Below are 18,746 nucleotides of genomic sequence, written 5' to 3'. Positions count from 1 at the left end.
CCACGTGGCGAGCCCGGTGGGGGATCATTGCTGGATGCCTGACATCCCGCCGCGGTTCCGTGCACGGGTTCGCCACGAGCCGGATCGCTCGTACGCGGTGCTGGTCGACGGACCTGACGGAGAGGTGCTGGTCGGCGCCACCGGCAGTCTGAGGAAGGTGCGCACTGTGGCACGCGAGGGTGCCGCTCGGCTGTACGGGGTGACGGCGGAGCGGGTCGACGAGGAGTACCTGGACATGGTGATCCCTCAGCCTCCGTATGGGCGCGACGGGCAGTGGGTGCGCATCATCGCGGCAGGCGAATCCGCCGCGCCGGACGACCTCGTCGACCTCGGCAAGGTCGGACAGGCGCACTGGTTCGGCCACGAGGGCGCCTGGTTCGTCACGGTGGCCGGCTCCGGCACCGCCATCTATCCCAGCGAATACCTCGACTTCGCCCCTACCGTCACGGGCGAGGAGGTCGCCGAGCTGCGGAGGTACCTCGCTCGCTCAGCTCAATCTCCCTCGTGAGTGGCTGGGTCGTCGACCGGCCGGACGCTCGGCCCGGGCCCGTGCGGATCCGCTCCGGGCCCGGGTGCAACCGCGGCTGAGGTCAGTGTCGGGCGGCGCCGTTCTCGCTGACCGGCTGCCCGAAGGCCAGGAACGGCACGGGCGTCGGTGCGTCAGTGCCGATGTGCCGAGGGAAGGTCCGGTCGGCGTCGTCGGCGCTGACCTCCCGGGCCGCCGTACGGTCGGACGTCGTCGACTCCTCCGCAACCGCCGCAGCGCCAGCATGCGCGTCGTCTGCCTGCTCCACCGGTGCCCGGTCGCCGTTCGCGTGCTCGGCCGGGGCCTGGTCGCCACTGGCCTGGTCCACCGGGGTCAGGTCCGCGTAGCCGTTCTCGGCCGAGCCCCGATCGGCAGGTGCGACGCTGAGCAGGGCGCGGTCGGCAGTGGCGCGATCGGTGTCCGCGTCGTCCACTGTCGGGCGCTCCGCGGAGTACCGGTCGACGCGGTCGACGGTGAGCCGCTCGACGCGCTCCGGGGCGGGTCGGTCGGCGCTGGAGCGGGAGCCCACCATCGGGTACTCGGCGGTCTCCGTACCGCCGGCTGCCGCGGCCATGACCGCTGCGGCGGCGAGGTCGGCCACCCGCTTCGCCTCCCGCTGTACGCGGGCGCGGACCTCCTTGGCGTGCCGCTCGGCGGAGTCGCCGGCCCGCCGGGCCTCGTCCAACCGGGCGCTTTCGGCGGTCAGGTCCCGACGGACCTCACTGAGTCGCTGCTGCATCCGGGACAGCTCGTTCTCCAGCGTCTCGCCCTCCTGGCGGATCTCGGCGAGCTGCTGACGGCCGGTGTCCAGCTCCGCGTTCAGGTCGGCGGCCTCCTGCCGGCGCTCCTCAAGCTCCTTCTGCAGGGCGGCGAGCTGCTGCTGATGGCTGGCGGCCTGCTCGTCGGCGCGGTTGCGCAGCTCGGTCACGTGCTGCTGCGCCTCGGCGAGCAGCGCGGCTATCTGCTGCTCGGTCGCGCTGCGCTGCTCGGCCAGCTCCTGCTCGGCGGCGGCCTGCTGTTCGGCGATGTCCTGCTCGGCGGCGGTACGCCGTTCGTTGACCTCTCGCTCCACGCTGGCCTGCCACTGGGCCATCTCCTGCTGATGCTTGGAGCGGGCCGACTGGAGTTCCTGCTGGATCTGGGTACGGGCCGACTTCATCAGCGCGTCGGCGGCGACCCTGGTCTGGTTGAGCTGCTGCGCGCTCTGCTCGGTGATCCGCTTGGCCTCGTGCTGGGCGCGCTCGTGCGCGGCCTCACCGTCGGCCCGCAACTGCTCGGCGTGCTCGCGGATCGCTGTCAACTCGGCCTCGGCGTGGGCGCGCCGCTCCTCGTGCGCCTGCTCCTGCTCGGCCCGCCGCGTGGCCAACTCCTCCGACAGGTCCTGACGTGCCTGCGCGGCCCGCTCACGGGTGTCGGCGAGGATCCGCTCGGACTCGCTGCGCAGCTCGTTGGCCCGGTCGGTGGCCGACTCGGTGATGATGCCGGCCTGCTTCTCGGCGAGCGCCATGATCTCGCCGACCATCGGGCCCAGATCGTGGAACGAGGCGCGGTCCACCTGCACAGGTTGCTCCTGAAGCTCGGCCAGTTCGGCGCGCAGTCGCTGCACCTCGGCGGTCAGTTCACGGACGCGGACGGCGGAGCGCCCGTGCTCTCCGCTCAGCATCGCGATCTGGCCGTCGAGCTGCTCCAGGTGCCGGTCCACCTGGCGTTTGTCGTATCCGCGAAGGGCGAGCTCGAAGCTCGGCCGGGAGGCCGCATCGTCGCGTGCTGCGTGCGGCTCAGCGCCGATGGACATGCACCATCCTCCGTACGATCGGGGCGTCAGGGTCGGCGATCGCCTGCCCCACGGGCCGTCAGTGTGGCGCAACGCTACCGCTGACCCGACCTCATGCGAAGTCCTGCCCCACCACCTCTCACGTTGCCGTCCCGCGTTGCTCCGTTCCCGCGCCGACCATGGACTCATGCTGCCGGAAAGGTGGTGCTCCACCACCCTTTGTCATCCCGCATCAGTCCATGATCGACGCGGGTCGACGTGGTGACCGCACGGCGACGCGCGCGGGGTCAGCGTCGGCGGGCGACCAGGACCGCGTCGTGATGGGTGATGTCCTCACCGTTCTGGTTCGTGGCGAGGCGGGAGCGTTCCTCGGCCGCCAGTACCTCCCAGTGGGCCGGTTCCAGATCGGCGGCCACGTCCTGCGCGGTGTACATCATGTCCGGCATGTGCATCCGGTGCGCCGACCCCCACAGATCCGAGGGGTGGTGCCCGACGATCAGCAGGACCCCGCCGGGTGCCACCGCGGCGGCCAGCCGGCCGAACAACTCCCGCCGCTCTTGCGGCGGCAGGTGCATGAACTGCGCGGACACCAGGTCGTACGCCTCCTCGGTGGGCGGCTTGTCCCGTAGGTCGGCGTGGGTGAACTCGATCCGGTCGCGCACGCCCGCGGTCTCGGCGTGCGCGGCGGCCCGGCTCAACGCCGTGGTGGAGATGTCCACCGCGGTCACCTGCCAGCCGCGCCCGGCCAACCACACCGCGTCGGCACCCTCGCCGCTGCCCACGTCCAGGGCGCGCCCCGGGGCCAGGTCGGTCACCTCGGCGACCAGTTGCGGGTTCGGCCGGCCACTCCAGACCGAAGGGCGGGACTGGTAGCGCTCCTCCCACGCCGGTTCCTCGAACGTCGTGGCCACCAACTGCCGGTACGCGGCCACCGCGTCGCGGGTCTCCTCGGCGATGAGGTCGGCGTTGATCGCCGCCGCCGCGGTCAGGCCGGCCCCGGCGGACGTGATCACCTGACCGCGGATGTCGGCCACGTTGCCCGCTACCCAGACGCCCGGGACAGTCGTCGCGCCGGTGGCGTCGGTCGGGATCTGGGCGCCGATGACGTGCTCGCCCATCGTCACCTCCTCCGGGGCCAGACCCAACCCCACCAGCACATCGGAGCGGGGAGTCAGCCGCGTCGCCACCACGATCGCGTCGAGCGCCACCACCCGGCCGTCGGCGAGCCGTACACCGGTCAGCGCGTCGTCGGTCACCTCCACGGCGGCGACCGGGCCGGGCACCACCGCGATGCTGCGGGCGGCGAGCCGCTCGGCGGTCTCCGCGTCCGGCGCCGGCGCGTCGTGCAGGAAGAGCAGCACGCTGGGGCTCCACTGTCGCCACATCTCGGCCTGGTGCACGCTCAGCGGGCTGGTCGCCAGGACGCCGATCCGGCGGTCCCGAACCTCCCAGCCGTGGCAGTACGGGCAGTGCAGCACGTCGCGCCCCCATCGCTGGGCGAGGCCGGGCACGTCGGGCAGTTCGTCGGTCAGACCGGTGGTCACCAGCAGCCGGCGGGCCCGTACCGAATCCCCGCCGTCCAGGCTGAGCCGGAACCCGTCGTCGTCCCGGGTCGCGGCCTGCACCCGTCCGGTGCGGAACTGTCCGCCGTACCCGGACACCTCGGTTCGTCCGATGGCGAGCAGCTCGCCCGGCGGCGTCCCCTCCCGGCCCAGGTAGTTGTGCACCCGGTCGGCCGGCGCGTTGCGCGGCTCACCGGAGTCGATCACCAGTACCGACCGTCGGGCCCGGCTCAGCGCCAGCGCTCCGCTGAGCCCTGCGGCGCCGCCGCCCACCACCACCACGTCGTATGTCTCGTCCACCGGTATCTCCCTCTTGCTCTGTCGGCTGCGCCCACCATCCGTCGCCGTCGGCAATGTGGCAACTATCCTTGCCGTTATGGCAAACGAGGACAACGCCGCGCTGGCGGCCGTCGGCCCCCGGCTGCGTGCCCTGCGTCACCAACGTGGGATCACGCTGACCCAGCTCGCCGAGCTGACCGGCATCTCGGTGAGCACCCTGTCCCGGCTGGAGTCCGGGAGCCGTCGCGCCACCCTGGAGTTACTGCTTCCGCTGGCGAGGGCCTACCAGGTGGCGCTGGACGAACTGGTCGACGCTCCCGCCACCGACGACCCCCGGGTACGCCCCAAACCGATCGTCATCCACGGCGTGACGTACCTGCCGCTGACCCGCCGGCCGGGCGGCGTCCAGGCGTTCAAGCAGATCTTCCCGCCCGACCCGTCCGCCGGGGGCCGAATCCCGCAGGCCCACGAGGGGTACGAGTGGCTCTACGTGCTCTCCGGCCGGCTCCGCCTGCTGCTCGGTGATCGTGATCTGACGCTGGCCCCGGGGGAGGTGGCCGAGTTCGACACCCGCGTCCCGCACCTGTTCTTCAACCCCGGCCCCGGCACCGCCGAAGCCCTCAGTCTCTTCGGCCCGCAGGGGGAGCGGTTGCACGTCCGCGCCCGCCCGGCCACGCCCGACAAGCAGCAGTAGTCGTCGAGCCCGACCCCGTCGGCCGTGGAGTGTCCAGGAACTGCTCAGCCCCACCGTCGCAGGATTGTTGGTTTGTCGAGCTTTCCGACCGGGGTGTGCGGAAGCTCGTCGACCACCCGTACCCGGTCAGCCACACCGTGCTCGCGCAGGAGGCGGCGCGCCGCGGTGGCGACGTCCGACGCCGGGGCTCCGTCTGCCGGCGTCACCACCACCAGCGGAGCCGCCCCGTCATCCGCCGCCGTCGACGGCACGACCGCCGCCTCCCGCACCGCCGCGTCGGCCTCCAACGCGCCTTCGAGCTGAGGTGCGAAGACCAGTCGTCCCGACGTGGTGGCCAGGACGTCGGCGACCCGGCCCAGCACGCGGTACTCGCCGGAATCCGTCCGCTCGCCCACGTCGCCGGTCCGGTACCAGCCGCCCCGGAAGGCACGTGCCGTCTCGACCGGGTTGCCCTCGTATCCGATGCTGGTGTGTGGCGAACGGGCCAGGATCTCACCGAGCGCCGGCGTCTGCGCCGAGAGCGGTTCCAGCGCCACCTCGACCCCTGGTAGGGGATACATGCCGCGGGACTCCTGCGCGACGTCGTCCATGTTGCCCAGGACGATGCCGAACTCGGTCGACCCGTAGATGCGACGGATCCGGATCCCGAGGTGTCGGCGTGCCTGCGTGATCACCTCCGGGCTGAGATAGGCCCCGCCGCAGAGCGGGAGCCGCAGCGACGGCAGAGCTGTGGAGCTGCTGTCGGCAAGCAGCTGATAGTGGCGTGGCAGGGCGCTGAAGATCGTCGTGCCCGATTCGGCGAGAGCACGCAGCAGCCGGTCCGGCGGCGCGGCAGGGTCGGAGAACACGAGCCGGGCGCCGGCCAGGAGCGCCGGAAACATGTGCACATCGACACCATGGGCCACGTCCAACGGATGCATGGTCAGGAAGACGTCTTCAGCGGTCACCTGGAGATAGGACAGCCACTGCCGCCGGTCGGCCAGTAGGTCTTCCTGACGCCAGGCGACGAGCTTGGGGACCCCGGTGGATCCGGTGGTCTCCAGCAACCGGAAGACGCCGGCCCGAGACCCGGCCGGCAGCGCCTCGACGGCGCGCGGGGCGGGCTCGGCGAGGAGCGTGTTGACGGCGAGGGTGTCGACCGGGGTCTCGAACAGGTCGTCATCCTGCTCGTGGATCAGGAATCGGACCGGGACCTGGGCCAGCGACCAGCGGAGCCGATCCCGGTCCGACTGCACACTGATCGGCAGGTGCACCGCGCCGAGCCGAGCCAGGGCGAGAATGGTCGCGACGTACGCGGGGCCGTTGTGCAGACGGGTGGCGACGTGGTGACCAGGCTGTACCCCGACGCCGAGCAGGCCGACGGACGCCCGGTCGACGAGGTCACTCAGCTGGGCGTACGTGAGCTCCTCGCCGTCGACTGCCTGTACGGCCACCCCGTCCGGGTGGGTCCGAACCACCTCCTGGAACGCCTCATGCAGCATGCAGATCATCCCGGCGTGCCGTGTTCAGAGTGACCTGTCCGCGCAGAAGCAGCCGCACCCCGTCGGCACCGATCGCGGTGCGTCCGTGCAGGGTGCGCTGGTTGTCGATCACGAGAAGGTCGCCCACCTGCCAGCGGTGCTGGTAAAGGAATCGGGGGCGGTGCAGGAAGTCACTGAGCTGGGTGAAGAAGGTGTCGGTGGTGGTCTGGTCGCCGCCTTTGACCCGTACCTGCCAGCCATGGTTGGCGCCGACGGGGAACGGCAACGTCAGGTTCAGCGACCGAACCCGACCGTAGTCGCGGACGGTGGGGATCTCGTACCAGTCGTCAGGGACCGTCGGGAAGTAACCCCGGTCCTCGACCAGATACTCCAGCCCTACGGTCTCGATCGTCTGCCGCAGGTCGTCCGGCATCTCGGCCCACGCCGCCAACTGGTCACAGACTGTCGTCTCGCCGGATCCAGGCTCGTCGCGGAACTCGCTGGCGTAGAGGACGATCAGATCCGTCTGCTCTCCTACCAGGATGCCGTCGGTGTGCAGCGGGAGTGGGCCGCGCCCGGTGACCACTTTCCCCTCGTCTGCTGAGGCGTTCAACTTGAGCAGGTCGGCGCGGCCCTCGCCGAACTTGTGCTCAACGGTGTCGCCGAGCTCATGCACCAGGCGTTGAAAGGCTGGTTCGTCGAGATCGAGCCCTCGTACGAGGGCCGCGCCGGTCCGGGTCGCGGCACTGCGGCAGGCGCTCGCCAGATTGTTCGTGGGGGCGGGGTCGAGTACCAGCCCGAGACCTGACGGGGTGAGGCTCAAGGTCATCTCCTGAGGTGTGGCGTTGGGATGGGTGACGCGGCCGCGGTGAGCGGGCTTCGGGGTGGTCAGCGCCGGGCGTCGGCGATGCCGCGCTCGTACACCTGAAGTGGGTCCCAGTCGTCGATCGACCCTTCCTGCGCCAGGTTCACCAGTGCGCGGAAACAGGCAAGGTAGATCGCGGAACGGTCGACGCCGGGGGCATCCGCCTCGAGTCGCTTCACGACCCCTCGCTGAAGACCGCCGCCGTGATGAACGGCGATCTTGCGACGCCAGGCGATGTCGTGCGACACCCGTCGGCTCATGGCCTGGCGAAGGTGGAACTTCTCCCTCCCGTCGCGCACCTTGCAGTCCGGCGCCGTGTCCAGGGCGACCTGGATCACCGGCCACGCCCAGAACGGGTGGTGGACTTCCCGGCCGTACGCCAACGGCAGCCGGCTGGACAACTCGTTGGTGAACCGGGTCTGGTGGATGGCCGCGATCGTCTGATCGATCAGCTCCTCCGGGATGCTGAACGGACGGTAGATGCCGGCGTTGATGAGGTCGCTCCCATATCCGGTCAGCAGCACCTCGTCGCGCGGGATCTCGGTCCCGTCGTAGAGCGCCGTCGCGGTCAGCGCGACCTCCACCACCTCGGGCTCCGTGACACCCAGCCCTCGGATGGCCTGCGGGACGGCAGCCAGGATGCGTTCCTCGGACAGCTCGACCCGGCGCACGGAGAGACCCAGGTGATCGCCCAGCTCCGCGGCGTCGTCGAACTCGTCACCCCAGGGAGTGCCGGCGCTGTACGGCGTCAAGGCGAGCCCCTCCGAGGCGGCGAGCACTGTGACAGTGCCGGAGTCGATGCCGCCGGACAGGAGGGTCGCGAACCGGTCGAGCGGTCGGTCTCGGGCTATCGACTGAATCTGCTCCTGCAGGGCACTGACCTGATCCTCTCCGGCTTGCAGCGCGTCGGTACGCCCGGGACGACGCAGATGCCGCAGGGGATCGTCGGCCACTGTGGTGTGTAGGGTCCATCCGTCGCGCAGCCGCCTGCCCTCCTGCACCGCGCCGAACGGTATCCGGCTGACGTGCAGCAGTGCGGTCTCGTCGCTGAGCGGCTGAGGTCCCTCCGGGCGGACCTCGACGGGCAGACCGAGCGCGGGCAGGATCAGCGGGGCCAGGAACAGGTCGGTGAAGTAGGCGAGCTTGCCCTGAGACCGGTTGACCGCCAGGTAGATGGCATCCTCGTTCAGTGCTGTGGTCCGCACGACGACGCGGTCCTCGTCGACGAAGATCCGCGCCCTGTCGGGCTCGGTCGGGGCGGGTGTGGCACCGCCGTTCGCGGTCCGGACCGACATCGTCCGCACATCGATCTCCAACGGCGTGGCGCGTGGGCTGTCACCCGCGAACCCGCTGGTGTGAACTCTCAGGTCACCGACGTGGACAGCGGGTCTTATCCGTTCCAGAGGGGTCAGATCGCAGTTTCCAACCGCCGCCCACCTGCTGGCCGCCATGATGGTGTTCCTTCCGCGTCGATGGTCTGCGACGTCACCGACTGCTGTCGATGACCTGTCGCATGTTGCGCTGCGCCTCACCGGCGGCGAATGCCGCGCGGTGCGCCTGCTTGCCGATGACTCGAAGCTGTTCGAGCCCGTCGACGAACCCCCTGTTCAGGTACGGTTTGGTGCTCCGGAAACCGGCCGTCGGGTAGGCCGCGAAGGACCGGGCCCGCTGCACGGCGACGGACAACAGCCGATCCACCGGGACCACGTCGTGAAGCAACTTGTCCTGCAGGCTCCGCTCGGCCGACCAGTCCGCGCTGGACATCAGCATCTGCTGCATGACGCTGCGGCCCACGGACCGCTCGAGCATGTATCCACCGAAGGTGCAGGCGATGCCCACCTGGAACTCCGGCATCTTCAGCACGCAGCGGTCGCTGCCCACCCGGTAGTCCGCGGTGAGCGCGATCTGTAGCCCGATACCGATCGCGAAGCCGTCGATCGCCACCACCAGTGGGCGGTTGAGCTGTAGACAGGCGACGTACAGGTCGGTGATGTGATCAATCCACTCATCGACCTCGTCGCCGCCTCGGAACGTCGACGTCTCGTGGAAGTCGCCCCCCACGCCGAAGGACCTGTCGACGCCGCTGAACAGCACGACCGCACGGACGTCCGGGGCGTCGAGCTCGCGAACCGTCTCGGTCAGCGCCCGCATCCGGGGCATCGACCACATGTTGTGCCGGTGGCCCTCGGAGAACTCCACCACGGCCACGCCCTCGGAGACGTCGAGGCTGAAATAGGTCTGCGTGCTCAATTCCGCTGACATTCGCTTCCGCTCTTCCGACTGGTTGGTGTCGCTCCCGGCGTAGCGGTGCCGCAAGACCGGCCGGGCAGCTCAAGACACGCCGGCGTACGGCGAAGAGCGGCGGGATCGTCAAGCACAGTACGACAGGAGCGCGGCTGGTGGCAATGGCGGGCCATTGCTGCGCCGGCCTTGCTCAGATAACCCTCATTTTGTGCATCATCGCGCTCAATGTCAATAGCCGCAATTTCGAAGCTTTGTTGTTCGTTCAACGCCGGCCCAGCTGGCGATCAGCGCATGTTTCGGTCAATTTCTACTCACCGTCGGGGGTGCTGTCCCCACCGCATCGAGAATCGCTCCCAGATGGCGAGAAGGGGCACCCGCCCCAACGCCCTCTGACATAGTGTGGTCGCACGTGGACGGTCAGTGCGGGCTGGGGCTCGGGCATATCGGCAGGTCAGAGACGTGAACAATACGCGGGGTGTTTGAGATCAGACAAAGAGTGATCAGCTCGACGGAAGCGCTGCTTTCGTCGACGCCATTGCCTGCGCCGGTCCCCACTCGGTCCCGGGATGTTGGTCGACTGCATGGAGGGTCGGCCCGCCAGATGTCGGGGTTGTGACAAACGGAAACAGGCGGTCGCCATAAAGCCACGAGCATCCGACGCGACCTCCTCCCGAAATTCGCAGCATATCCCGGTCGCCTTTGTCGTCGACCTGTGGTAGTCGCTGCCCTAATCCGCACTGGCCGGTGAGCCGGGCTGCACCGCCTCAATAGAAAACAATTGTTCGACAATTCTGCGCTCAATTGGCCGCAGAATGGATGACGCCTGCGCAAAACAAAAGCCATGGCGTTGCGACATGAGGTCCCGACGGGCCCGGAAAGGCGTGTCCGATGACCCAGAAGCTCTGGGGCGGTCGCTTCGAGGAAGACATCACACCCGAGGTGCTCGACTACACGCTCACTGTTGACATCGACGTCCGGCTGATCCCACACGACCTGTGGCAGAACATCGCACACGTGCTGCTGCTGGCCCGTCAGGGCATCGTCCCGCAGGATGCGGCGCGATCCATCGTCGCGACGTTGGTCAAGCTGGACCAGCAACATCGAGACGGCGCGCTCACGCTGCGAGCCGAGTACGAGGACGTCCACCTCAACGTCGAGCAGATGGTCATCGAGGAGCTGGGGCTGGACGTCGGTGGCCGGATGCACACGGCCCGGTCCCGCAACGATCAGGTGTCCACCGACGCCCGGATGTACCTCCGCGACGTCCTCCTCGAGGCGATCGACGCCAACCTCGACCTGATCGACCGGCTGACGCAGCTCACCGATCAGGATTTCCGCACTGTGCTGCCGGGGTACACCCACAGCCAGGCCGCCCAGCCGATCAGCGTCGCCTTCTGGCGGACAGCACACGCCAGCGCGCTGCTGCGTGATGTGCGCCGTCTGCGGGACGCCTTCGGTCGGGTCAACGAGTCACCGCTCGGAGCCTGCGCGCTCGCCGGCACCTCCTTCCCGCTCGACCGCGACGCGACCGCACAGCTCCTGGGCTTCGACCGGGTGCTCAGCCACGCCCTGGACGCCACCAGCGCCCGCGACCACATGATCGAAGCGGCTGCGGCCTTCGCCCTCGGCAGCAACAACCTGTCACGCATGGCCGAGGAGATCGTCATGTGGAGCGGTCACGAGTACCGGCTCTGCGAGGTGGGGGACGCCTTCACCACGGGCAGTTCCATCATGCCGCAGAAGAAGAACCCGGTGGTCGCCGAGCTGGTACGCGGACGGTCCGGCCGGGCCACCGGAGTGCTGGTGCAGCTGCTGACAGCGGTCAAGGGTGTCACGCTCGGGTACAGCTGCGACCTGCAGGAGGACAAGCCGTTCCTGTGGCAGAGCATCGACTCGTACCTGTCCACCCTTCGCGTGGTGGAGAGCCAGACCCGCACTCTTCGCTTCGACCCGCAGCGCGGCGAGGAGCTGTGCTGGGACAACTTCTCGAGCGCCACCGAGCTGGCCAACTATCTCGTGTCGGCGGCCGGAGTGTCGTTCCGCCAGTCGCATCACATCGTCGGCAAGGTGGTCGGTCAGCTGATCAGCCGGCAGGCGACGCTGCGCGACCTCGAACTGGTGTCGTCGATGCTGGCCGAAGAGGGCCATCCGGTCGCCGTGGACGTGCTCCGTGAGCTGCTCGCGCCACTGAACGCCGTGAACGGCTACACCAGTGGTGGTGGCACCTCCACCGCCAGCGTTATGGACGTCGCTGCGGAGCTGCGCACCAGTTCCACCGCACACCGTGGCTGGAGCCGTACCCGTCGCGACGGCCTGGCCGCGGCCCGCGCCGGCACGCTGCGCGGTGCCGACGACGTGGCGGGCGGCGCCCCGATCGACAAGACACTCGCCGCTGTCCTCGACGAACTCGCGCACGACCACCCTGGACAGGAGCAGTCATGAAGATCGTTCTCGCCTACTCCGGTGGCCTGGACACATCGGTGGCGCTGCACTGGCTGCGCGACCGGTACGACGCCGAGGTGATCGCCTTCTGCGCCGACATCGGGCAGCTCGAATCCGTACCGGACGTGCGCGAGCGCGCCCTGCGGACCGGCGCGTCCGAGGTGCGGGCGGAGCCACTGACCGATCGGTTCCTGACCGACTTCGCGTTGCCCGCCCTCCAGGCACACGCCCGGTACGAGAACAAGTACCTGCTGGCCGCGCCGCTGTCCCGACCCCTGATCGCACAGCGGATGGTCGAGATCGCGCACGCCGTCGACGCGGACGCGGTGGCGCACGGCGCCACGGGCAAGGGCAATGACCAGGTCCGCTTCTTCACCAGTGTGGCGGCGCTCGACCCGTCGCTGACGGTGCTGGCACCGGTGATCGACTGGGAGTTGAAGACCCGCGAGGACGAGCTGGCCTACGCCGAGAAGCACGGCATCCCGGTGCCTGTCGGCAAGGAGAAGCCCTACAGCATCGACACGAACGTCTGGGGGACCAGTATCGAGTGTGGCGACCTCGACGACGTCGCCCAGCCGCCGCCGGCCGACGCGTGGCAGCTGACCGGTGATCCTCGCCAGGCACCGGACGAGCCGACCCGCGTACGGATCGGCTTCACCGGGGGTGTTCCGGTGAGCCTCGACGGTCAGTCGCTGGGTCTGAGCACTCTGGTCGGCCGCCTCAACGCGCTCGCGGCGCCGCACGGCATCGGTCGGATCGACATCACCGAGAGCCGGATCGTCGGATTCAAGACCCGGGGCATCTACGAGGCGCCGGCGGCAACCGTGCTGATGGCCGCGCACGCGGAGTTGGAGTCGCTGGTGCTGGACCGCGAAACACTGCACCACAAGCAGTCCATCGCCCTGCGATACGCCGAACTCGTCTACTACGGGTACTGGTTCAGCGACCTGCGTCGGGCCCTCGACGGATTCGTGGCGACCCTTCAGCCGGCGGTGACCGGCGAGATCGCCGTGGACATGTTCAAGGGGAACTGCACGGTGGTCAGTCGGTCCTCACCGAACTCCCGCTACAGCCGGGCGATGGCCACCTACGAAGCCGGCGACCAGTTCGATCACCAGGCGGGTGCCGGCTTCGCCTACGTGTGGTCACTGCCGCTGACCGCCGGCCACCGGGCCTGAGAAGCAGAGAGGAGCGACACCCGTGCGAGTAGTGTTCATGGGCTACCAGACGTGGGGGCATCGAGTGCTGCAGGCGCTGATGGACTCCCGCCATGAGGTCGTCCAGGTCATCACCCATCCCGACAGCGGGCACGAGTACGAAACCATCTGGAACGACTCGGTGGTCGACCTGGCCGAGAAGCACGACCTGCCGATCCTGGTCCGTCAGTACGCCAATGACGACGAGGTCGCCGCACGGCTGCGGGAGCTGGCCCCGGACATCATCGTGTCGTCGGACTGGCGGACCTGGCTGTCGCCGGCCGTGTACGGCCTGGCGCGGCACGGGGCGATCAACGTCCACGACGCCCTGCTGCCTCGTTACGGCGGCTTCGCCCCACTGAACTGGGCGATGATCAACGGTGAACGCGAGGTCGGGGTCACCGTGCACTTCATGAATGATGATTTCGACCTCGGCGAGATCGTGTTGCAGCGCCGGGTCGAGGTGAGCGACCAGGACACGGTGACGAACCTGTTCGAGCGCACCATCGAGATCTTCCCGGAGATCACCCTGTCGGCGCTGGACCTCATCGAGAGCGGCACCGGGCAGTGGATCAGCCAGGACCCGGCCCAGGCGACGTTCTTCCACAAGCGATCGGTGGAGGACAGCCGAATCCACTGGACGTGGCCAGCCGACCGGTTGGCCAATCTGATCCGGGCGCAGAGCGACCCCTACCCGAACGCTTTTGCCTACCACAACGGTGTCCGGCTGCGAGTTACCGCAGCGGCTGTGTCGTCCAAGCGCTACGGAGGGACGCCGGGCCGGATCTTCTGCCCCGAGGGAAACGGCGTGGTCGTGGTGTGCGGACCGGATGCCCACACCGGACGTGAGCAGGGGTTGAGGATCCTCCAGGTGCGCACGGACGATGGCACGGAGCTGCCGGCGCGCGCCTACTTCACGTCAATGGGGGGCTATCTGACATCTCACTGATCCGGCCACCGACAACCCAAGGCGGAACATGTTCAGCATTCTGATGTCGCTGGCTTCGGCAACGGTTCTGGGAGCCGCCGACTTCGTCGGCGGCTTCGCCACCAAGCGCGCCGCGGCGGTGACCGTCGTGCTCTGGTCGAACATGGCAGGGCTGGCGACCGCCGTGGTGTTCGTCGGGACCGTTGGCGGCGGAGACCTCCGGGCCGCCGACGCCGGCTGGGGGGCACTGGCCGGGTTGGCCGGCAGCGTCGGCGCCATGCTGCTCTATCACTGCCTCGCCCACGGAGTGATGAGCGTGGTCGCTCCGACCACCGCCGCCATGGCCGCGATCCTGCCCGTCCTCGTCGGCCTGGCCGGTGGGGACACCGTGTCGGTGATCGGGGCGGCCGGACTGGCCTGCGGACTGATCGCCATCCCCTGCGTCTCGGTCACCTCGGGCGGCGACCGGCCGGGTCGACAATCGCACCTGCGGACCGTGGCCGGTGCGTTGGCGGCCGGTGCCGGCTTCGGCCTGTTCTTCGTGCTGCTGTCCCGTACCGGGGACGGGTCGGGGCTGTGGCCACTGGTGGCCGCCAGATGCGCCTCGTTGACACTGCTCGTGCTCGCCTGGCCGATCGGTCGTTGGCCGATCAGAGCCCCCCGGAACACGGTGCTGCTGGCCCTGCTCTCCGGTGGTCTGGACATGCTGTCGAGCGTGCTGTATCTGCTGGCGGTCCGTGAGGGCTACCTGTCCGTGGTGGGCCTGCTGGCATCGCTCTACCCGGTCAGCACGCTCCTGCTCGCGCGGGTCGTGTTGCGCGAACGCGCCACCCGGGTGCAGTGGGCAGGTGTCGTCCTGGCGCTGGTCGGGGTGTTCCTGCTGGCGTCCCGCTGACCCGCGCGGTTCGGCCACGACCATCCGGGCGGTACCTCGTGGGGTACCGCCCGGATGCGTCGGCACTCAGGTGGTGTAGTCAGCGTTGATCCGGATGTATCCGTCAGTGAGGTCGCACCCGTACACGGTGAAAGCGCCGTCGCCGATACCCAGGTCGACCTCGATCACGACGTCGTCGCCTTCGAGGTGGCGCCGCAGCCGAACCAGGGTCTCCTCAGTGGCCTGCGCCGGATAGACCTCGATACCGCCGAAACCGATCCGTACCCGTTCCTGGTCGATGTCCTCGTCGTCCTCGCACTTGCCGATCGCCATGGCCACCCGACCCCAGTTCGGGTCCGCGCCGTGCACGGCTGTCTTGACCAGCGGCGAGTTGACGATGGCCTTGCCCACCCGCTTGGCCTGCTCGCCGTCGCGGGCACCGCTGACCCGGACCTCGATGAGCTTGCTGGCACCCTCACCGTCGCGGGCGACCATCCGCACCAGGTCCAGTGCGACGGAGTACAACGCCTGCTCGAACTCGTCCAGATCGACCGGCCCGGCCAGGCCGTTGGCGAAGATGGCAGCGGTGTCGCTGGTGGAGGTGTCGGTGTCGATGCTGACCGCGTTGAACGTGCGAGCGATGACCGACCGGAACACCCGGTCCAGGTCGGCCGGCTCGATGCGGGCGTCCGTGCAGAAGAACGTCAACAGGGTCGCCATGTTCGGTTCGATCATGCCGACGCCCTTCGCGACGCCGACGATGCTCGCCGCCCCGCAGCTGACCCGCACCACCTTGGGCGTGGTGTCGGTGGTCATGATCGCCCGCGCTACCCGGTCGAAATCGGCAGGCGGAAAGGGCCACCGAAGCTCGGCCAGGCGCTGCCGGACCCTCGGCATCGGATACTGCTTGCCGATCACCCCGGTCGACGCGATGAGCAGCTCGTCGTCGTCCAGCCCGACGGCGCGAGCCACAGTGGACCGCACCTCCCGGGCGTTTTCGAGCCCTTCTTTGCCGGTGGCCACGTTCGCGTTGCGGGAGAGCACCACGACGCCGCGGGCAGACGACGTCGACGCCGCCGAACGGCTGAGCACGACGCTGGGGCCGGCGAACCGGGAGCGGGTGAATACCGCGGCGCTGACCGCAGGCACCTCGGAGACCAGGGCGGTGAAGTCGTCCTCGTCGTCCTTGAGCCCGGCGTTCGCGACCACCGCGCGGAACCCCTGCGGAACGATCATGTGCTGCTCCATCCTTCTCATCTCGGCCCGGTCGTGGCCCTCGAACGCAACAGACACGCCTCGTAACCCACGGTATCAATGGGCTGGCTGTCTGCCGGGCTCGCCGTGAGCTCGGCAGAGGCCGGCGCGGAGCGTACCGACGCTGGTGGTTCCGGTCCGGGGATGGTCGGCTGGTCGGCACGCCCGGACCGTCGGTGCGACGATGACGCGATGACCGAGTCGGAACCCCCGCGCTGGAACGACCGGATTGAGCACCGTGACTTCGTCGTGCACGAGGTCCCGGGCTTCCGCCCGCTGACGTTGGACCTCGTCGTGCCGGTGACGGCACCCCGACCGGCCCCGGTCCTGGTGTGGATCCACGGCGGCGCGTGGCTGTTCGGCTCGCCCAAGCAGCCGCCGGACTGGTTGATGACTGTGGATCCGTTCACCGCCGCCATCCGGGCCGGGTTCGCTGTCGCCTCCGTGCAGTACCGGCTCAGCGGCGAGGCGCACTTCCCCGCCCAACTCGACGACGTCAAGGCGGCGGTGCGTTGGTTGCGCCGGCACGGCGGCACGGTGGGCGTGGACGGCGAGCGGATCGGGGTGTGGGGCGAGTCGGCCGGTGGTCACCTGGCGTCGATGGTCGCGCTGACGGGGGACGACCAGGACGACACCCGCGTTCGGGCAGCGGTCTGCTGGTACGCGCCGTCGAACCTGTTGGCCATGCAGTCGCAGGCGCACCCGTCCGGGACGATCGACCACGACGCGGACGACTCACCCGAGTCGCTCCTGATCGGCGCCCCGTTGCCAGGCAACCCGGGGCTGGGCCGGGCGGCAAGTCCGATCACCTACGTCACCGGCCAGGCCCCACCGATGCTGCTGATCCACGGCGACCAGGACCTGGTCGTACCGGTGGGGCAGAGCGAAGAACTTGCCGCAGCGTTGACCAAGGCGGGTGCCGAGGTCGAGTTGTCGGTGGTGCAGGGGGCCGACCACTGCTTCGGCGGGGTGCCGCTGGAGCCGCTGATCCGCGACACCCTGGCGTTCTTCACCCGGGTCCTCGCCCCCGGGACCGGGGTGCTGCCGCCTCACTAGGGTGACCCGGTGACCGCCTACGACGTCGCCGCCAAACTTCCCGACATCGATCTGCTGCGGCAGCGCTGCAAGGCGCTGGCAGTGCTCGAGCGCATCATCGACGGCGGGGATCCCTACTACGCCTACATGTCGAACTGGGGCCCGGACGAGGCGGCGTCGATGAGTAACGGCAGCGGCGACGAGTGGGCCGTCGTGTTCACCGCCGACGGCGCATTCATCCGACTCTTCGATCATGAGTCGGCGATGTCGCCGTACTGTCATCCGAACCACGAGCTGTGGCCGGCCCTGGTCGACGGGGTACCGGAGGTGCTGCGTCCACAGCTGACGGAACCCGCCTTCTGCGACGAGGACGGGCAACTCGTCGCGACGACCGTGCTGTGGCGGCTCGCGGGGGACGATCGCTGGCACGCCGGCGACGGCATCGCCTTCCCACCACCGAGCGGGCCGTACGACGACGCCGGCCCGGACGGGTCCGGCTTGCTCGACATCCTGTTCGACGACATCGTCGACCGCTTCGTGGAGTTCGCCGCCGACTACTACGAGATGGCGGTGGACCGGGCGGCAGTCGAGCACGTCGTTGCCCATCGACCGCTCACCGACACCGTGACAAGGGCCCTGAACCCGCAGCTCACCGTCGCCGACCTGCGGGTGGACCTCACCGAGATCGGCTACCCGATCGCCGGGGACGGCGCCGCGACGATAGAGGTCGGACCCCACGGCGCGTTCTCCACCAACAGCGTGGGACTGGAACGCGCGCCCTTTCCGTTGAGCTTCAGCGTTCGCGAGGCAGGCGGCTCCTGGATGGTGACCGCGACCGCGGCGCAGGCCGCCGAGCTGGCCGACGTGCTCATGCTCGCCGGGAACGACACCATCATGGTAGTCGGCCTGGAGACCAACAGCTTCCTGGACGAGGAGTATCAGCAGTGGCGGCCGTCGCGGATCGCGGCGGAGCAGGGCGTCAGTTTCGAGACGCACCAGGTCGCTGCGCTGGCGGCCGGGGTCGTCGGCCTCAGCGAAGAGACCCTGCTGATCCGCCGGGAGCAGCTGCCCCGGTTCCTGGCCGGCTGGTACCCCTACGAGCTGACACTTGTCGACGTGCCAGGTACGCCTTCCGCCGAGCGGGTCGACGAGATGATCGTCGTCATCGGAACGGCCACGTACGACGAGCCGGTCCTGCCCACGCTGGCAGGCTCACGCCTGCTGTTCTCCGGGCACGACGACTGCTACGTGCTCGTCGAAACGACGGACCGCGCGGTGCCCGCGGCGGTCCTCGGCCGGCTCCTGGCCTTGCTGGTCGGCTCGGCGCTTGTCGACACCACGGTGGTGGAGGTGACGGCGCCCGACGTCGAGGCCGTGCAGAGGCTGATCGAGGAGAGCCGGCATTGGGTCGGCCAGTTGGGCGCCGCGACGGCGGGCTCGGTGACTGTCGATCTACACGCCACGTCCGGGTCGTGGCGGCTCGGCCAGTCGCTTCCGAAGCAGGTCGACCGCACGATGGTCTACGACATCGCGGACAGGGTCTGGCGGTGACCGAGGCGGTTGCGCCACCCCGAGGTGGTGAGCCCAACCATGGGTACGCCAGGGAGCCTCCG

General features: G+C 69.2%; 14 protein-coding genes and 1 pseudogene. 8 read left to right on the top strand and 7 right to left on the bottom strand.

Annotated features, from left to right (window positions below):
- Positions 1–34: 34 nt before the first annotated feature.
- Positions 35–508, top strand: a complete 474-nt coding sequence (locus AB0B68_RS07725; protein ID WP_357258406.1) for a hypothetical protein — start codon at positions 35–37, stop codon at positions 506–508.
- A gap of 82 nt (positions 509–590) precedes the next feature.
- Here AB0B68_RS07725 and AB0B68_RS07720 read toward each other — a convergent pair whose 3' ends face one another.
- Positions 591–2,321 carry a hypothetical protein gene (locus AB0B68_RS07720; RefSeq protein ID WP_357200152.1) on the bottom strand — a complete coding sequence of 577 codons (1,731 nt, stop codon included), beginning with the start codon at positions 2,319–2,321 and terminating at the stop codon, positions 591–593.
- A 266-nt stretch (positions 2,322–2,587) separates the two neighbouring features.
- Positions 2,588–4,162 (bottom strand): bifunctional NAD(P)/FAD-dependent oxidoreductase/class I SAM-dependent methyltransferase, encoded by a 1,575-nt coding sequence (locus tag AB0B68_RS07715; protein WP_357258403.1) that lies wholly within the window; start codon positions 4,160–4,162, stop codon positions 2,588–2,590.
- Positions 4,163–4,238: 76 nt separating this feature from the next.
- On the opposite strand from AB0B68_RS07715, the gene AB0B68_RS07710 reads away from it, so the two are divergent.
- The gene (locus AB0B68_RS07710; RefSeq protein WP_357200158.1) at positions 4,239–4,835 is read left to right on the top strand and encodes a helix-turn-helix domain-containing protein; all 597 of its coding nucleotides are present in this window, start codon (positions 4,239–4,241) and stop codon (positions 4,833–4,835) included.
- 44 nt (positions 4,836–4,879) lie between these two features.
- Here AB0B68_RS07710 and AB0B68_RS07705 read toward each other — a convergent pair whose 3' ends face one another.
- The 4 genes from AB0B68_RS07705 to AB0B68_RS07690 form a co-directional block, all read right to left on the bottom strand.
- The gene (locus AB0B68_RS07705) at positions 4,880–6,316 is read right to left on the bottom strand and encodes a class I adenylate-forming enzyme family protein (protein WP_357200161.1); all 1,437 of its coding nucleotides are present in this window, start codon (positions 6,314–6,316) and stop codon (positions 4,880–4,882) included.
- The gene (locus AB0B68_RS07700; RefSeq protein ID WP_357258400.1) at positions 6,306–7,124 is read right to left on the bottom strand and encodes a TauD/TfdA family dioxygenase; all 819 of its coding nucleotides are present in this window, start codon (positions 7,122–7,124) and stop codon (positions 6,306–6,308) included. The genes AB0B68_RS07705 and AB0B68_RS07700 overlap by 11 nt, the downstream gene beginning before the upstream one ends.
- Positions 7,125–7,183: 59 nt before the next feature.
- Entirely contained in the window at positions 7,184–8,455 is a 1,272-nt protein-coding gene (locus tag AB0B68_RS07695) for an asparagine synthase-related protein (protein ID WP_357200167.1), read from the bottom strand.
- A gap of 190 nt (positions 8,456–8,645) precedes the next feature.
- Positions 8,646–9,422 (bottom strand): enoyl-CoA hydratase/isomerase family protein, encoded by a 777-nt coding sequence (locus AB0B68_RS07690; RefSeq protein WP_357200170.1) that lies wholly within the window; start codon positions 9,420–9,422, stop codon positions 8,646–8,648.
- Between the two features lie 870 nt (positions 9,423–10,292).
- On the opposite strand from AB0B68_RS07690, the gene argH reads away from it, so the two are divergent.
- Genes argH through AB0B68_RS07670 form a run of 4 tightly spaced genes read left to right on the top strand, consistent with a single transcriptional unit; the run spans position 10,293 to position 14,865 of the window.
- Positions 10,293–11,846, top strand: a complete 1,554-nt coding sequence (gene argH, locus AB0B68_RS07685) for an argininosuccinate lyase (RefSeq protein ID WP_357258396.1) — start codon at positions 10,293–10,295, stop codon at positions 11,844–11,846.
- The gene (locus tag AB0B68_RS07680; RefSeq protein ID WP_357258392.1) at positions 11,843–13,024 is read left to right on the top strand and encodes an argininosuccinate synthase; all 1,182 of its coding nucleotides are present in this window, start codon (positions 11,843–11,845) and stop codon (positions 13,022–13,024) included. The genes argH and AB0B68_RS07680 overlap by 4 nt, the downstream gene beginning before the upstream one ends.
- Positions 13,025–13,046: 22 nt before the next feature.
- Positions 13,047–13,991, top strand: coding sequence for a methionyl-tRNA formyltransferase (locus tag AB0B68_RS07675; RefSeq protein WP_357258389.1), 945 nt, complete (start codon positions 13,047–13,049; stop codon positions 13,989–13,991).
- A gap of 28 nt (positions 13,992–14,019) precedes the next feature.
- Positions 14,020–14,865 (top strand): DMT family transporter, encoded by an 846-nt coding sequence (locus AB0B68_RS07670; protein ID WP_357200182.1) that lies wholly within the window; start codon positions 14,020–14,022, stop codon positions 14,863–14,865.
- A 66-nt stretch (positions 14,866–14,931) separates the two neighbouring features.
- On the opposite strand, the gene argJ is transcribed toward AB0B68_RS07670, so the two are convergent.
- The gene (gene argJ / locus AB0B68_RS07665) at positions 14,932–16,092 is read right to left on the bottom strand and encodes a bifunctional glutamate N-acetyltransferase/amino-acid acetyltransferase ArgJ (RefSeq protein ID WP_357258386.1); all 1,161 of its coding nucleotides are present in this window, start codon (positions 16,090–16,092) and stop codon (positions 14,932–14,934) included.
- A 198-nt stretch (positions 16,093–16,290) separates the two neighbouring features.
- Between argJ and AB0B68_RS07660 the strand changes: the two genes are divergently transcribed.
- Both AB0B68_RS07660 and AB0B68_RS07655 read left to right on the top strand, forming a co-directional pair.
- Complete coding sequence (locus AB0B68_RS07660) at positions 16,291–17,154, top strand: alpha/beta hydrolase (protein ID WP_357200187.1); 864 nt, start codon at positions 16,291–16,293, stop codon at positions 17,152–17,154.
- Positions 17,155–17,163: 9 nt separating this feature from the next.
- A pseudogene (locus AB0B68_RS07655) lies at positions 17,164–17,829 on the top strand (hypothetical protein); the annotation flags it as partial.
- Positions 17,830–18,746: the final 917 nt, after the last annotated feature.

This window comes from Micromonospora sp. NPDC049049, assembly GCF_040649115.1.
Lineage (GTDB): Bacteria > Actinomycetota > Actinomycetes > Mycobacteriales > Micromonosporaceae > Micromonospora.
This window is presented reverse-complemented; position numbering and strand designations above follow the sequence as displayed.

Coding starts and splice junctions, on each gene's coding strand:
- AB0B68_RS07725 (WP_357258406.1), top strand. CDS start 35: ATGCCTGACATCCCGCCGCGGTTCCGTGCACGGGTTCGCCACGAGCCG.
- AB0B68_RS07720 (WP_357200152.1), bottom strand. CDS start 2,321: ATGTCCATCGGCGCTGAGCCGCACGCAGCACGCGACGATGCGGCCTCC.
- AB0B68_RS07710 (WP_357200158.1), top strand. CDS start 4,239: ATGGCAAACGAGGACAACGCCGCGCTGGCGGCCGTCGGCCCCCGGCTG.
- AB0B68_RS07705 (WP_357200161.1), bottom strand. CDS start 6,316: ATGCTGCATGAGGCGTTCCAGGAGGTGGTTCGGACCCACCCGGACGGG.
- AB0B68_RS07700 (WP_357258400.1), bottom strand. CDS start 7,124: ATGACCTTGAGCCTCACCCCGTCAGGTCTCGGGCTGGTACTCGACCCC.
- AB0B68_RS07695 (WP_357200167.1), bottom strand. CDS start 8,455: ATGTCGGTCCGGACCGCGAACGGCGGTGCCACACCCGCCCCGACCGAG.
- AB0B68_RS07690 (WP_357200170.1), bottom strand. CDS start 9,422: ATGTCAGCGGAATTGAGCACGCAGACCTATTTCAGCCTCGACGTCTCC.
- argH (WP_357258396.1), top strand. CDS start 10,293: ATGACCCAGAAGCTCTGGGGCGGTCGCTTCGAGGAAGACATCACACCC.
- AB0B68_RS07680 (WP_357258392.1), top strand. CDS start 11,843: ATGAAGATCGTTCTCGCCTACTCCGGTGGCCTGGACACATCGGTGGCG.
- AB0B68_RS07670 (WP_357200182.1), top strand. CDS start 14,020: ATGTTCAGCATTCTGATGTCGCTGGCTTCGGCAACGGTTCTGGGAGCC.
- argJ (WP_357258386.1), bottom strand. CDS start 16,092: ATGGAGCAGCACATGATCGTTCCGCAGGGGTTCCGCGCGGTGGTCGCG.
- AB0B68_RS07660 (WP_357200187.1), top strand. CDS start 16,291: ATGACCGAGTCGGAACCCCCGCGCTGGAACGACCGGATTGAGCACCGT.